Origin of the sequence: Nonomuraea sp. NPDC005730 (genome assembly GCF_040630865.1) — a bacterium.
Taxonomy (GTDB): Bacteria; Actinomycetota; Actinomycetes; order Streptosporangiales; family Streptosporangiaceae; genus Nonomuraea.
The window spans coordinates 323300-336686 of record NZ_JBEXYK010000004.1 but is presented as its reverse complement, the minus strand read 5'-3'; the positions used below and the strand labels follow the sequence as shown (position 1 = coordinate 336686).

The 13387-nt window shown below is 73.1% G+C and carries 11 protein-coding genes; 6 read left to right on the top strand and 5 right to left on the bottom strand.

Features of this window, described 5'->3' with window-relative positions; all coding sequences use genetic code 11:
- The first annotated feature begins 1 nt into the window (after position 1).
- Complete coding sequence (locus tag ABZ444_RS09145) at positions 2-1495, top strand: sugar-binding protein (RefSeq protein ID WP_357994488.1); 1494 nt, start codon at positions 2-4, stop codon at positions 1493-1495.
- A 9-nt stretch (positions 1496-1504) separates the two neighbouring features.
- On the top strand, positions 1505-1867 hold the full coding sequence (locus ABZ444_RS09140; RefSeq protein WP_352319743.1) for a DsrE family protein: 363 nt from the start codon (positions 1505-1507) through the stop codon (positions 1865-1867).
- 4 nt (positions 1868-1871) lie between these two features.
- Here the strand turns inward: ABZ444_RS09140 and ABZ444_RS09135 are convergent, their stop codons facing one another.
- Positions 1872-2585, bottom strand: coding sequence for a glutamine amidotransferase (locus ABZ444_RS09135; protein ID WP_352319745.1), 714 nt, complete (start codon positions 2583-2585; stop codon positions 1872-1874).
- Positions 2575-3804, bottom strand: coding sequence for a MurT ligase domain-containing protein (locus ABZ444_RS09130; RefSeq protein ID WP_357994487.1), 1230 nt, complete (start codon positions 3802-3804; stop codon positions 2575-2577). Before ABZ444_RS09130 ends, ABZ444_RS09135 begins: the two co-directional genes overlap by 11 nt.
- A gap of 172 nt (positions 3805-3976) precedes the next feature.
- Here ABZ444_RS09130 and ABZ444_RS09125 point away from each other — a divergent pair, with 172 nt between their 5' ends.
- Complete coding sequence (locus ABZ444_RS09125) at positions 3977-4396, top strand: YjdF family protein (RefSeq protein ID WP_357994486.1); 420 nt, start codon at positions 3977-3979, stop codon at positions 4394-4396.
- A gap of 18 nt (positions 4397-4414) precedes the next feature.
- On the opposite strand, the gene ABZ444_RS09120 is transcribed toward ABZ444_RS09125, so the two are convergent.
- Positions 4415-7384, bottom strand: coding sequence for an ATP-binding protein (locus tag ABZ444_RS09120; RefSeq protein ID WP_357994485.1), 2970 nt, complete (start codon positions 7382-7384; stop codon positions 4415-4417).
- A gap of 73 nt (positions 7385-7457) precedes the next feature.
- Positions 7458-9404: a hypothetical protein gene (locus ABZ444_RS09115; protein WP_357994484.1), complete on the bottom strand. Its 1947-nt coding sequence runs from the start codon at positions 9402-9404 to the stop codon at positions 7458-7460.
- Between the two features lie 169 nt (positions 9405-9573).
- On the opposite strand from ABZ444_RS09115, the gene ABZ444_RS09110 reads away from it, so the two are divergent.
- Genes ABZ444_RS09110 through ABZ444_RS09100 form a run of 3 tightly spaced genes read left to right on the top strand, consistent with a single transcriptional unit; the run spans position 9574 to position 12087 of the window.
- On the top strand, positions 9574-10242 hold the full coding sequence (locus ABZ444_RS09110) for a hypothetical protein (RefSeq protein WP_357994483.1): 669 nt from the start codon (positions 9574-9576) through the stop codon (positions 10240-10242).
- Positions 10239-10892, top strand: a complete 654-nt coding sequence (locus tag ABZ444_RS09105) for a hypothetical protein (RefSeq protein WP_357994482.1) — start codon at positions 10239-10241, stop codon at positions 10890-10892. Before ABZ444_RS09110 ends, ABZ444_RS09105 begins: the two co-directional genes overlap by 4 nt.
- 7 nt (positions 10893-10899) lie before the next feature.
- Positions 10900-12087: a hypothetical protein gene (locus ABZ444_RS09100; RefSeq protein ID WP_357994481.1), complete on the top strand. Its 1188-nt coding sequence runs from the start codon at positions 10900-10902 to the stop codon at positions 12085-12087.
- On the opposite strand, the gene ABZ444_RS09095 is transcribed toward ABZ444_RS09100, so the two are convergent.
- A complete protein-coding gene (locus ABZ444_RS09095) occupies positions 12074-13315 on the bottom strand; it encodes a hypothetical protein (protein ID WP_357994480.1) in 1242 nt (413 codons plus the stop codon). The two genes, ABZ444_RS09100 and ABZ444_RS09095, sit on opposite strands and share 14 nt — an antisense overlap.
- Between the last annotated feature and the right edge of the window lie 72 nt (positions 13316-13387).

Below are 13387 nucleotides of genomic sequence, written 5' to 3'. Positions count from 1 at the left end.
GATGCTGGATGCCTGGGCCGTGCCGCCGCACGTCGACGTGCTGTTCGTGGGCGCCCATCCGGACGACGAGTACCAGTCGTTGTCCACGTTCGGGCAGTGGCGCGAGCGCCGGGGGCTGACCACCGGGATCGTGACGGTCACCCGCGGCGAGGGCGGCGGCAACGCCGCCGGGCCGGAGAAGGGCGCGGCGCTCGGCCGGATCAGGGAGGCCGAGGAGCGCGCGGCGGTCGCGCACGCGGGCATCCGCGACGTCTTCTACCTGGACAGACCGGACTTCTGGTACACGCTGTCGGCGCCCCTGACCGCCCGCGCGTGGGGGCCGGGCACCCTCGGGCGGCTGGTCGAGACGATCAGGGCCACCAGGCCCTCGACCGTGGTGACGATGGACCCGCGGCCCTTCAACCAGCACGGCGGGCACCAGCTCGCCGCCCGGCTGGCCGTCGAGGCGTTCCGGCTGGCCGCCGACCCCGCCGCGTTCCCCGGGACGGGCGCGCCCTGGCGGGCCACCCGGCTGCTGACCCAGAACTGGGGGCTGCGCGGCCCCGTGGGCCCCGGCTGCGCGACGGCCGGCCTGCGCGACCCGGCCACCGGGCTGCCGCAGCTCGGTGTCTGGGCGGGCGCCTGGTCGCCGCGCCACCGCGCCACGTGGGCCCAGCGGGAGCGCGACGCCGAGCGCGCGTACCGCACGCAGGGGTTCGCCGCGCGGCCGGCGAAGGTGGCCGGGCCGTTCGGGTGCGACTGGTTCTCGGTCGTCTTCGACGGCGGGCGGCCGGTGCCCGCCCCCGTCGTCGAGCAGGCGGGCCTGCGCCCTCTGTACGCCGAGTTCCGCGACTGGGCGCGCGCGACCGGCCTGCCCTGGCTGGCCAACCGGGCGCAGCCCGACTATCCCGAGCCGCCCGCCACCACGCTCCCGGTCGCCGGGCGCGCCCCCGTGCTCGACGGCCGCGCCTCCCCCGGCGAGTACGCGGGCCCCGCCCTGCCCCTCGCCCACTGGGAGGGCGAGCGTTGCCCGGCGGCCGACTGCGCCGCGACCGCCCGGCTGACCCGCCACGGCGCCGACCTCTACGTCCAGGTCGAGGTCACCGACGAGGCGCGCGGCGCCGCCCTCGACGAGTGCGAGCGCCACTGGCGCACCGACGCGGTCGAGATCGCCCTCGACCCGCGCGGCGACTCCGACGACACCTCGACCACCTTCAAGCTGGGCGTCCTGCCCTACACCGCCAAGGGCGGCCCGTGCGCGGCCCGCGACGCCGACGCCCGCCAGGGCCCCGCCCCGCGGGTGGGCGTGGCGTCCGCGTCCCGCGACGGCGGGTACGGCGTCGAGGTGCGCATCCCGTTCGCGCTGCTGCCCGCCCCGCCCACCGCGCTGAGGGCGAACGTGCTCGTCTACGACTCCGACACCGACGACAGGACCGGGCAGACGCGCCTGGCCTGGTCGCCGTTCGGCAGCGCTCAGGCCGATCCGTACGTGTGGGCCCGCGTCGGTGAGGGTTAGGGTGACGCCATGGCACGATCATTGGTGATCAAGGTGACCGCGGGGGCGGACGCCCCTGAGCGGTGCAACCAGGCTTTCACGGTGGCGGCGGCCGCGCTCGCGAGCGGTGTGCCGGTCTCCCTCTGGCTGACCGGCGAGTCGTCCTGGTTCGCCCTGCCGGGGCGGGCCAAGGAGTTCTCCCTGCCCCACGCGGCGCCGCTGGCGGACCTGCTCGAAGCCGTCCTGGCGGCCGGCCGGGTGACCCTGTGCACGCAGTGCGCCGCCCGCCGCGACATCACGGTCGACGACGTGATCGAGGGCGTGCGCATCGCCGGCGCGCCCGCCTTCGTGGAGGAGGCGGTCAGCGAAGGCGCCCAGGCTCTGGTCTACTAGGCCGTCAGCCGGACAGGACGGTGCTCAGCCGCTCCTGGCGCAGGGCCTCGTAGCGGGAGTCGTCGAGGGGCGTCAGCTCGCCCACGCGCCACGACAGCAGCAGGTCGGCCAGGGCCGGGTTGCGCGCGAGGGCCGGGCCGTGCAGGTACGTGCCCACCACGTGGCCCGCGTAGCAGCCCTCGAAGCCGTCGCCGTTGCCCACCCCGGCGACCGTCTTGGACAGCGGCCGGACGCCCGGGCCGAGGTGCGTGACGCCCATGTGGTTCTCGAAGCCGGTCAGCGTGGGCAGGTTGAGCGCGGCGTCGACCTCGGCGACCAGCTCGCCCACGGCCCGGGCGGGGCCGCGCGAGCTGGCGATGTCGAGCAGGCCGATGCCGTCGACCGGCTGGCCCTCCTCGCCGCCGAACGTGCTGCCCATGATCTGGTAGCCGGCGCACACGGCCAGCATCGCCGCGCCCCGGGCGATGGCCCGCTGGAGCCCGCCGTCGCGGCGCAGGCGCTGGGCGGCCAGGATCTGCGGACGGTCTTCGCCGCCGCCGATCAGGTAGATGTCGCCGGTCTCCGGCACGGGGTCGGCCGAGCGGACGTAGACGGTCTCGACCTCGATGCCCCGGCGCTGCGCACGCTGCTCCAGGACGAGCACGTTGCCCTGGTCGCCGTAGGTGCTCAGCAGGTCGGGGTAGATCCAGACGATGCTGAGGGCGCTGTCAGACGGCACGTCCGAACTCCGATCGGATCTGCTGGAAGGCGGTGTAGTTGGCGATCACGTCGACCCGGCCGGGCGGCTGCATGGCCAGCGCCTCGGAGAACGAGCTGCACAACGTGAACGGCACGTCGGCCACGTCGAGCCGGAGCGCCAGGTCGAGCCGCCGCTCACCGGTGACGAAGACCGGACGGCCGCGCAGGATGCGGTAGTCGACGTCCCACAACCACGAGGTGTCGCGGCCGTCGGGGCCCTGCGCGTTGACCGAGAGGATGATCGGCAGTTGCGGGTCGGCGACGTCGAAGGCCTCCAGCCAGCCCGCCGGGTTCTTGCTCAGCAGCAGCCGCGCGTGGCGGCCCTCGCGCTCGACCGTGGTGTAGCGGCCGGCCACCGAGGTGACCTCGCGCAGCCGGGGCAGCGCCCGGTCGACCGGCATCCCGAACGCCTCGGCCACGGCCAGCGCCATCACCGCGTTGGAGCGGTTGGCCAGGCCGGGGAGCTGGATGTCGAGCAGCCAGCGCTGCCCGCGCGGGTCGATGGCGACGTCGTCGTCGAGCACCCACTGCGGCTCTGGACGGTGGAAGGTGCACTCACGGCAGGACCAGTCGGCGTCTTTGCGGTCGAGGGGGCCGCCGCACTCGGGGCAGCACCAGGAGTCCTCCTTCCAGCGCTGGCCGCCGGCGACCCAGGTGACCTTGGCGGCCGTGGAGGCCCCCCAGGTGACGAGGGGGTCGTCGCAGTTGGCGATGACGTGGGTGGGCCTGCCCGACAGCGCCCTGCGCCACTTCTGCGCGAGCAGCCAGATCTCGGCCGCGCGGTCCATCTGGTCGCGGCTGAGGTTCATCAGGCAGACGACGCCGGCACCGGTGGTGTCGAGCACCTCCGGCAGGTACTTCTCGTCCACCTCCAGCACGCCGTAGGGGGCGCCCTTGTGCTGGGAGAGCGCCGAGACGTGCCCGGCCGGCATGTTGGCGCCGAACGCGTTGGTGGCGACCTCGCCCATGTCGAGCAGCGCGGAGGTGATCAACCTGGTCGTGGTGGTCTTGCCGTTGGTGGCGCTGACCAGGGCCAGCTTGCGGTCGCGGGCCAGCTTGCGCAGGAGGTCGGGCTCAAGCAGCAGGCCGACCCTGCCGCCGATCACCGAGCCGTCACCGCGCCCGGTCATCCGCGAGAGCGTGGCGGCGCTGCGTCCCAGGGCGCTGGCGAGCTGAGCCCGCAGAGGAAGCTGGGTCATGCACATGGATCCTAGTCGCCGTTGAGTCCTACTCTGGAGTTGCACACGAAAACGCGGCCCGGTTGGTAGCCCGGGCGAAGCATCACGTATCCGCCCTTCCAGGGATGTCCGGTGTGCCGGAGGCGGCCTGTCCAGGTCGCTTTCCCGGCATGTCTGGTGAAGGGCGGAGAAGATGGTCACGTTGTCGGTCTATTTGGACGGCCCGTTCTGGGTCGGGGTGCTGGAGGTCGCCGAGGGCGGGCGGCTGCGGGCGACCCGGTTCACCCTCGGGTCCGAGCCCACCGATCCCGAGCTGCACGCGTTCCTGATGCGCCATGGCGTTTCGCTGCTGGAGCAGGCCCATGCCGCGCCCGCCGTGGCCGGCGGGGAGCGCGCGCGGCGGGTCAACCCCAAGCGGGCGGCCAAGCTGGCGGCGCGGGCCGCCGCCCAGGTGCCCGTACGGAGCACGGCCGCGCAGGAGGCGATGCGGCTGGAGCTGGAGAGCCGTAAGCGGGAGGCTGCGCAGGGGCGGCGGGAACGGCGGCGCGAGCTGGCCGAGCACAAGCGCGAGGTGGCCCGCCGCAAACGCCTCGAACGCCGCCGCGACCGCTGACCCGCCCCCGAGCGGGCGTCAGGCCGAGGGGGCGTCGACGAAGGCGATCTCCGGGGCGCCCCCGTGGTCGAACGGCAGGACGAACCGCTGCGGCCACGACAACACCCCCTCCAGCCAGCCCGCGCCCATCGTCTGGCCGACGTGCCTGATCCTGGCCGACGCCTCGATGCCGATCGCCACGTTCGTGATGTCGCGCTGCATGCTCTCGTTCTCGTCGTCGCCCAGGATGACCCGCCAGGCCAGGGCGCGGTTGTGGTCCACCTCCATGGACAGCGGGTGGTGGCGCAGGGCCTTGGCGCGGTGGCCGAGCAGCTCGGCGTGCACCAGGTCGGCCGCGCCGTTGCCGTTGGACTGGCGGAACAGGGCGTACTCCATGGGCGGGGCCGGGCTGCGCAGGTTGGGGGCGGCCTGGCCGTACGGGAAGAGCCGGTCGACCTCGTGCAGCCAGCGCACCTGCGGGATCACCCACGACGCGCCCGGACGGTCGCCGCCCGGTTCGGCCCCCGACAGCAGCCGCGCGGCGACCTCGGCGGCCTTCTCGGTGAGCAGCGCCGGGTCGAACCAGCTCCGCAACGACCAGGCCCGCCGCTGGACGGCGCGTTCGACCAGCGTGGCGAGCAGGCACTCACGGCGGCGGGCGGGCAGCTCGCCCCAGGCGGCCGACAGGGTGCGCGGCACGCCGGGCAGCGGCCGGTTGCTGACGAAGGCGAGCACGACCGTGTCGCACCAGATGCGCAGCCACGCCCAGTCGGGCCCGTCGGCGAGCACGTCGGCCTCTCTGAGCTCCACCAGGGTGCACGCCTGGCCGGTACGGCACTGCGCCCCGCACGCGGCCGACCTGCGCCCGCGGATGGGCGGCTGGGGGCCCGGCAGCGGCTTCTCCCGCGACTCGCCCAGCGGGACGCGCACCCGCAGCGGCCGGTCCATGCCGTCGGCGAAGACGGCGGCCGAGCCCGGCTGGAGCGAGACGACGTGCCTGGACTGCTCGTCGCTGAGGTTCATGGCCGCGCCGACGAGCTTCCTGTCGTCCTCGGCGGGCAGCCGGTGGACGACCTTCAGCGCGGTGTTCTTCACGACGTCGGAGACGAGCTTGGTCGGGATCTGCTCGGCCACCACGATGCCCTCGCCGTACGCCCGGATCTCGGCGAGCAGGCCGGCCAGCAGCTCCACGGCGTGCGTGGAGGCCCGGCCGTGGCCGCGGTCGCGCAGCAGCCGGTGGGCCTCCTCGATCACGATGACGTGCCGCAGACCGGCCGACTTCTCCTTCCTGGCCCGCATGCGCAGGTGCTCGACGATCCGGATGATCAGCGTGCCCATGAGGAACGCCTTGTCCTCGTCGTTGGCGACGTCCTCGATGGCGAGGACGACGTTGCGCTCCAGCAGGCCGCCGATGTCGGCCGGGTGGCCGCCCTCGAAGAAACGCCCGGCCGAGCCGACCCGCAACGACCGCAGCCTGAGCGAGATGAAGCCCTCGACGTCGGCCTGGACCTCGCGGCCGTAGCCGATCTCCTTGATGACGTCCATGGCGTGCTGCTGGAGCTGTTCGAGCGTCGGCACGCTGGGCGGGACGTTCGAGCCGGGCACGGCGCCGCCGGTCACGACGTCCCAGCCGGTGGCCTCGTAGACGCGTTGCAGGGACAGCGACATGATCTGCGGGAACGGCTCCTCGGCGTCGAAGGCGGCCATGAACAGCGCCCTGATCATGTCGATGTGCGCCTGGACGGGGTAGCCGGGCTCGGGTTCGAGCGGGTTGACGCTGAGCGGCACGCCCTCGGGGGCCGACGGGTTGATCACCGTCACCGGGTCGGCGATGCGGCCGGCCATGGCCGCGTACTCGGACTTGGCCGGCTCGATGGCCAGCCAGGGGATGCGCGCCTCGCTGAGCTGCTCCAGCAGGTGCCGGACGGTCTGGGACTTGCCCGAGCCGGTCGCGCCGGTGACGAACGCGTGCCTGTTGAGCGTGGCGAGGGGCACCCGGAAGCTGCCCACGCCTCTGTCCTGGCCGTCGAGGATCTCGCCCAGCTCCAGCTCGCCGCCGTCGGCCTCGGACGTCACGTCGAAGAAGCCGGAGTCGAGCACCCGTACGCCGGGCACCTCGCGCCTGGGCAGCCCGGCCAGCGCGGCCAGCGCCCCGGCGGTGGCCGCGAAGGGCGCGGCGGCGCCGTCGGCCGGGTCCTGCATGGTGATGGCCAGGGCCTCCGACAGCGCGTAGACCGCGCCGTGCGCGCTGCGCAGCCGGTACGGGTGGTGGCTCATCTCGACCGACCCGACGAGCACGGGCGCGATCTGCCGCAGCTCCTCGGCGGTGGCCCCGCCGGCCAGCACGCGCACGTTCCACAGGCCGGCCTCGCGGAAGGCGTCGAGCTCCTGCATGCGGCGCTCGGCCCGCTCGGCGTCGAACCGGGAACGCTCGGAGGCGTCGCCGTACTGCCGCAGGACGTTGAGCTGGGTGCGCAGGTGCGCCACCTCGGCGTCGAGCAGGTCGGTCGGCTCGGCCACGACCAGCCAGGCGAACGGCCGCGACATGAGCGTGACCAGCGTCGACTCGAACAACGTGGGCCGCTTCAGCTCGTCGGGGTCGGACCCGGCGAACTCGCGCCCCCGTCCGCCCAGCGGCGGCGCCTGGCGGCCGGGGCACGGCGTCCAGACCAGGTCGGCCAGGTCGGCCAGGTACTCCTCGTTCAGCTCGATCCCCCGCGCGCCGCCCGGGAACAGCAGCGGCTGGGGCCCGGTCGGCAGGCCGGGCACGTCGGTCGCCCTGCGCGGCTGGCGCGGCGGCGAGAGCGGGCCGGCATTGGTGATCAGTTCGAGCGGCGCGCCGGAACCCCGCGACAGCCACCCGATGACGAACGGCCGGTCACGCTGCGCCGCCGACAACACGGCGGGCAGCACGGTGACGAAATCCCATTCCGCCGACGAGCTTCGCGAGGGTGCGGCGATCGACTGGATCCGATACCAGGGCCCGCTCAGCGAGACACTCGGCTGCATCTTCAATTCCCCCACAGTCGGTTCTCAGTAAAATCCCGCCGATCGTCAGCTCCTCACCACGCCCTTGACCAGGTCATTGCCTGCCCTTGCGCCAGTCAAGGCGTGGCGGTGGTGGCCCGAGGTTGGGTGGCGGCTCCTCGCCCTCGTCCTTCGCCTCCAGGGCCAGCACGGCCTCGCGCACCTCCTCCAGGTCGCCCAGCGTGGTCTTGGGGAAGGTGAGGATGGCCGGGTTGGCGTCGGCCAGCCGCACCCGCCTGCCCTCGGCGGTCGCGTCGGTGACGATCACGGAAGTCGTGGGGAGCTGCTGGAGCTGGTGCGGCTCGACCAGGAACTCGCGCGAGCGGTGGAGCACGCGCTCGGTCTCGGAGATCTTGTCGGCGGTCCTGCCCCACTCGGTGGACTCGGTGATGTCCTCGGCCAGGTCGGCGCGGCCGTCGTCGCCGCGGTCGTGCCGGGCGTCGTCCACCTGGGAGATGGTGGAGGTGTAGCCGCCGTCCAGGCCCGGCAGGGCGTCGCTGATCGTCTCGGTGAGCTGGGCCAGCTCCAGCCGGTGCTCGGTGCCGACGTGCTCGCTGGCGACCCGGGCGTCCTCGGCGTTGCCGAGGCGCATGAACGCCACGGCCGCGTGGCCGCGCCCCAGGCGCTCCTTCACGGTGGGGGTCAGGCTCCGGTACGTCAGCACCAGCCCGGTACGGGAGGTCTCGCACGCGTCCATGAGCCGGTCGAGCACGTCGCCGCGGAGCTTGTCGGCGCCCGCCACGATGATCGTGTGGTACCAGGGCCGGTCGGAGGCGGGCGACTGGCGCAGGATGTGGGTGAGCGCGGTGGCCACGTACGTGCCGAGCACCCGGTTGCCGAACACGCCGGCCTGCCGGTCCATGCTCACCACGCGCAGCCGGGCGGGCGGCAGCCGCACCGCCTGGGTGCCGAGCGTCTCCAGCTTGCGCAGCTGCGACTCGAGGGCCCAGGCGCGCTCGATCACCACCCGGTCGCTCACGCCGCGGCCGAACAGCGTGCCGATGCGTTCGAGCTGGGTCGCGGTGATCAGGCCGAAGCGCAGGTCGTCCCGCGGGTCACCGACCTGCGCCAGGGCCCGCAGGGCGGCGGTGACCTGGCTGATGGTGGCGTTCTCGCCGAGCACTTCGAGCACCCGTTCCAGGATGGCGTTGTCGAAGCTGAGGTCGCGGGTGGTGCGGTGCTCCTCGCTCACGCTCACCACGTGGGCCAGCACGTCGGCGAACGCCTCCGGCTTGAGCGTGGCCCCGAGGTCGAGCTTCGGCAGGTCGACCGGCAGCACCCAGACCAGCGGGTCGTCGCCGCCCTTGCGGGCCAGCTCGATCAGGTCTTTGGCGATCGCGCCCTCCGACAGGTCGAGCACGGTCAGGTGGCCGCCGCTGTAGAGCCGGGTGGCGCCGAGCAGCGTGATCAGCGCGGACCAGCCGGGCAGCGTGCCGCCGGCCACGTCGATGCGGTCGATCTCGTCGGGGACGGCGACGGCGTACCAGGTGAGCTGGCGTTCGTGGCGCTCCTTCGACTCCTGCCAGTCGCGGTAGCGCCGGGCGTGCTCCTCCTGGGCGCGGAACAGCTCTTTGTCACGTTCCTGGCGTTGCCGGTCGTCCCTGGCCTGCTGTTCGAGCACTCGGTAGCGGACCGCCCGGTCGCCCTGGAGCAGGGCGTAGGTGCAGATGCCCGCCACGCCGCCGGCCGCGACCAGCCCGAGGAGCGCGAACGACCACCCCAGGTAGCCGCTGAACGCGGCCACGAGGATCAGCGCGGACATGGTCAGGCTGATGGCCCGGATGACGCGTACGGGCCGGTTGAGCATGTCCTCCTGGAGCCGCTCGCGGCGCAGCGCCTCGGCCGCCGCCCGGCCGGTCGACTCCGCGTCCGGCGCCGGCTCCTGGACGGGCGAGGGACGCTTGGGCGGCGGCCCCGGGTCGGGATGCAGCAGGATGTACTGCCACCCCAGGTAGATGCGGTCCGCCTGGAGCTGGGCATGCTCGGGATGCACGTCCGCCACGTGACCCTCCGGCCGCGATATGTCGTTAGTTGCAGGGGCCAGCCCTTTTCCGCTCCGTGACAGCGTATGAGCTTCCACCCCCGTAGCGGCAGGGTTCGCGGCAATTCCACCCGCCAGAAGGGAGCATTGCGGCAGATGGGGCAACCGTGACCTATTACCATCCATACCCATGACCGAACCCTCCGGCGGCGACACGAGGCCGACACGCCCGGTGGCGGTGCCCATCGTGGCTCTCGTGGCGGTCACGGCCATCGGCATCACGGCCTTGCTGGGCGGGCTGAACGAGGCCCCCGACAAGGGCCCGGACCTGCTCGGCCAGGGTGCGACGCTCGACCAGGGCCGCTACTCCACGCGCTTCGTGGAGTCGCGGGTCAAGGTCGAGCGGGCCAAGACGCAGTTCGACGAGGACAAGCGGTTCGTGGAGCTGGTCTTCGAGGTCACCAACAAGGGGGACGAGACCTCCAGCGTCGGCGTGCCCCCCGACCCCGCCAAGCCGGACAAGGCGTGGCTCGGCATGTCCTTCGCCGACTCCCTCGTCTCCATCAGCCCCAAGTTCCCCAAGGAGTCGGGGCCCTTCGTCTACGCCCTGAACAAGGGCGACGAGACCCGGCAGCTCCACCCCGGCGTGACCAGCCAGGTCCTCGTCCGGTACCGGCTCGGCGCGACCGAACGGCCACCGGACAAGATCACGCTCGACGTGGCCACCTTCGAGTACGCCCCCGGCTTCGAGGACGAGCGGCTGCGCTGGCAGATGGTCGCCGAGGAGAAGGAGGACAAGTTCTACCCCGAGGTGAAGGCCCGCGTGACGCTGCCGGTCAAGGCGGGTGAGGGGGCATGACCGCCACCCAGCCGCGTTCCTCCGCCGTCCCCGGGCGTCCCGACGGGCCCGGCCGCCGCGCCGGACGCGGGTCTGGCGGCGGCTCCAAACTGCTCAACGCCTGCGCCGGGCTGCTGCTGGCGGCCGCCGCCGTCGGGCTGCAGACGTTCCACCTGTCCGCCAACGATGCGGGCGCCAGGGTGACCTACACGGGCGCCAAGGGCGAGGACGTGGACGCCCGGCGGTTCACCGCCCGGCTCGACTCGTACCTGGCCACCAGAACGATCCAGAACAGCGACCGGACCATCACGACCGACAACCTGTTCCTGGTGGTCAACGCCTCGGCCAGGTCGAGCCTCAAGCCGTACCACCTGGGGCAGCCGCAGCTGCTGACCGCGGACGGCAAGAAGTTCGCGGCCACCGACCGCGTGGCGAGCACTCTGACGCTGGCCAACACGTGGGTGCAGCCCGACATCTGGGTCAGCGGGCGGTTCTTCTTCGAGGTTCCTCCATCGGCGTTGCCGGGGGCGCGGGTGGTCTTCGGGCTGCCGGCCGAGATGCTGGTGGAGCCGTTCCAGCCGGAGGTCGAGATCGACCTCGGGCTCGACGAGGAGGCCGCGCGCAAGCTCGCTACCTCGCCGCAGGCCGTCTACTCCACCGTCAAGAAGTGATCGCACCGTGAGCACGAACGAGCGCGACTGGTTCGCCCCCAGGAACGACCACCACCCCGAGGACCCTGCCCCGGCCCCCTCGGCCTTCCCGCCGCCCCCGCCGCCCGCGCCGCCCGCGGCCCCCGCGACCCCGCCGGGGCCGATGCCGCCGTCGCCGCAGACGCCACCGCCCGGGGCCGGGCCGGTGCCGCCGTCGCCGTCGCCGCTGCCCGGCAGGCCCCGGCGCCGCCGTACGGGCTCCCCGCGCGACCGCGCCACGCCGCCGCCGACCCGTCCCACGCCGCCGCCCGGCTACGGTCCCGCTCCCTCCGGCCCCGCGCCCTCAGGCCACGCGACTCCCCCGACCGGCCCGGCCGGGGCGCCTCCCGGCCGTGGCGGCGCGCAGCAGCCCGGCCCTGGCATGCCCGGCGGCCCTGGGATGCCCGGTGGGCCCGGACGGGGCCGGTTCGTGCATCCGGACCAGCAGGTGTGGCCGCCCGCCCCGCGGGAGTCCTCAGGAGGCAGCACCCAGCCGTTGCCCGCCATCCGGCCCGGCATGACCATGCCGTCCCCGCAGCGGCCCCCGGTCGCGGCAGCCGCCGTACCGCCCGCGGAGCAGCCGCCGGCGGCCCCGCAGGACGCCCCGCCGCCCAGGCGCCGCCGGCTGGTCCTGGTCGCCGTGGGCGCCGCCGTGGCGTCCGTCGTCGCCATGGGCCTCAACACCTACGACGGCTACCGCTTCTACGACACGACCATCACCGACGGCATCAAGATCAAGGAGATCGCCGTCGCCCCCGGCCAGTCGGGGAAGGTCCACGAGATCGAGTGGAAGGCCGCCCTGAAGCCCGTCCAGGCGCCCCAGGGCAGCAAGCACGGCCCCGAGGTCACCTGGCTGAAGGTGGACATCACCCAGAAGCTCCTCGACGAGTCCAGCGCCACCATGACCGCGCCGCCGGACAAGGTCAAGCTGGCGGACCGCGCCGGCCGGACCTGGACGGTGGAGTTCACGCCGGGCGACCGCCCGACGGACCGGCTGGAGCTGGGCAAGGAGTACACGTTCGAGGGCATGGCCATCGTGCCGGCGCCGGTCGCGAACGAGGTCGAGCTCTCCTTCAGAGTCAGCGACTACCGCTCCGACACCCCGACGGCGGACTTCTTCAAACGGGAGAAGGCCGGCAAGCCGGAGGCGGACGTGCTGCGGTTCATACGTCGCTGAGCGGCTCGCCCTTGAGCCGGGCCCGCGTGGCGGCCAGGTCGTACGTGGCCGCCAGCAGCGCCATGGTGAGCACGGTCACGACCAGCCCGCGCACGAACGTCACGGGCCCCTGCTTGTACGCCCAAGCCCACTCGGCCTGCGAGCCGACGAGCGTCACCACGGCACGCTCGGCGTACTCGGCGCCCACGGTGAGGGCGACGTAGCTCAGGCACATCATGCCGAACAGCGGCGCGCCGCCCTTGGCGATCATCCGCAGGGAGTTGGCCAGCGGCAGCCAGCGGTCCCGGAAGCCACCGGTGAGCTGGTCGAACGACCTCTTGGTGAGGTCGTGGCTGTCCTCCAGCCGGTCCACGCCCCGTTCGAACCGGGTGCCCTTGACCAGGCTGCGGGTCTCGTCGGAGTAGGCGCCGAAGACCAGCATCGCCACGGTCAGCCAGGCCAGCGGGACGGCGACGCCGCCGATGAAGTACGGCCAGAAGTCGCCCACCGCGGTCGTGACCGTCTTCCACAGCGGCACGCTCTTCTCCGCCTGCTCCAGCAGGTCCTCGCCGCCGGCGACCACACTGCGGTGCTGCACCCAGTCCGAGCGCAGCCCGGCGATGGCGACGGTGGCGTTCAGGCCGTAGAAGACGAAGGCGAACTCGGAGAAGGCGGCGCCGAAGCCGTACAGCTTGCCCTTGCCCTGCTCCACGAGCTTGGCGAACAGCCACTTCAGGCCGAACAGCACGACCATCGCGCCCAGCGAGACCCGCCAGTCGAGGTCGGTGAGGCCCTTGCCGACCTGGGTCTCCTCGCCGAACCAGGCCGCCGACGTCATGTCGTAGAAGTGGTGGTTCAGGTCCATCCGCTGGAGGGCTCGGGCGTCCTCCACGTGCCAGCCCCATGACAGGTAGAGCACCGCGAAGGCGGGGGCCACGCGGTCCAGCACCCGGAAGAAGCGCTCGTCCTCGACGCCCTCCTCCCTTCGCGCGCGCATCTCCCACAGCGCGCCGCGCAGGGTGTAGAGCATGCCCGTGGTGACCGTCATCACCGCGAGGACGATCACGGTCAGGAAGGTGACCGTGCCCACCAGCCGGAGCTGGCGCAGGTCGCCGTAGGCGAGCTCGGTGGCGGCGTACAGCAGGGCGAAGCGCACGACCTGGCCCGCCGCGTACCAGAGGATCAGGGGCAGCGCGCATTTCCCCGCGAGGCGCAGCGCGTGCAGGGGCAGCGAATACGGCGACGGCATCCGCTGAGCCGGCGTAGGCCCAGGTCGGGGCGGCGCCATCACACCTGTCGATCCGGACATCTGCTGAATCGT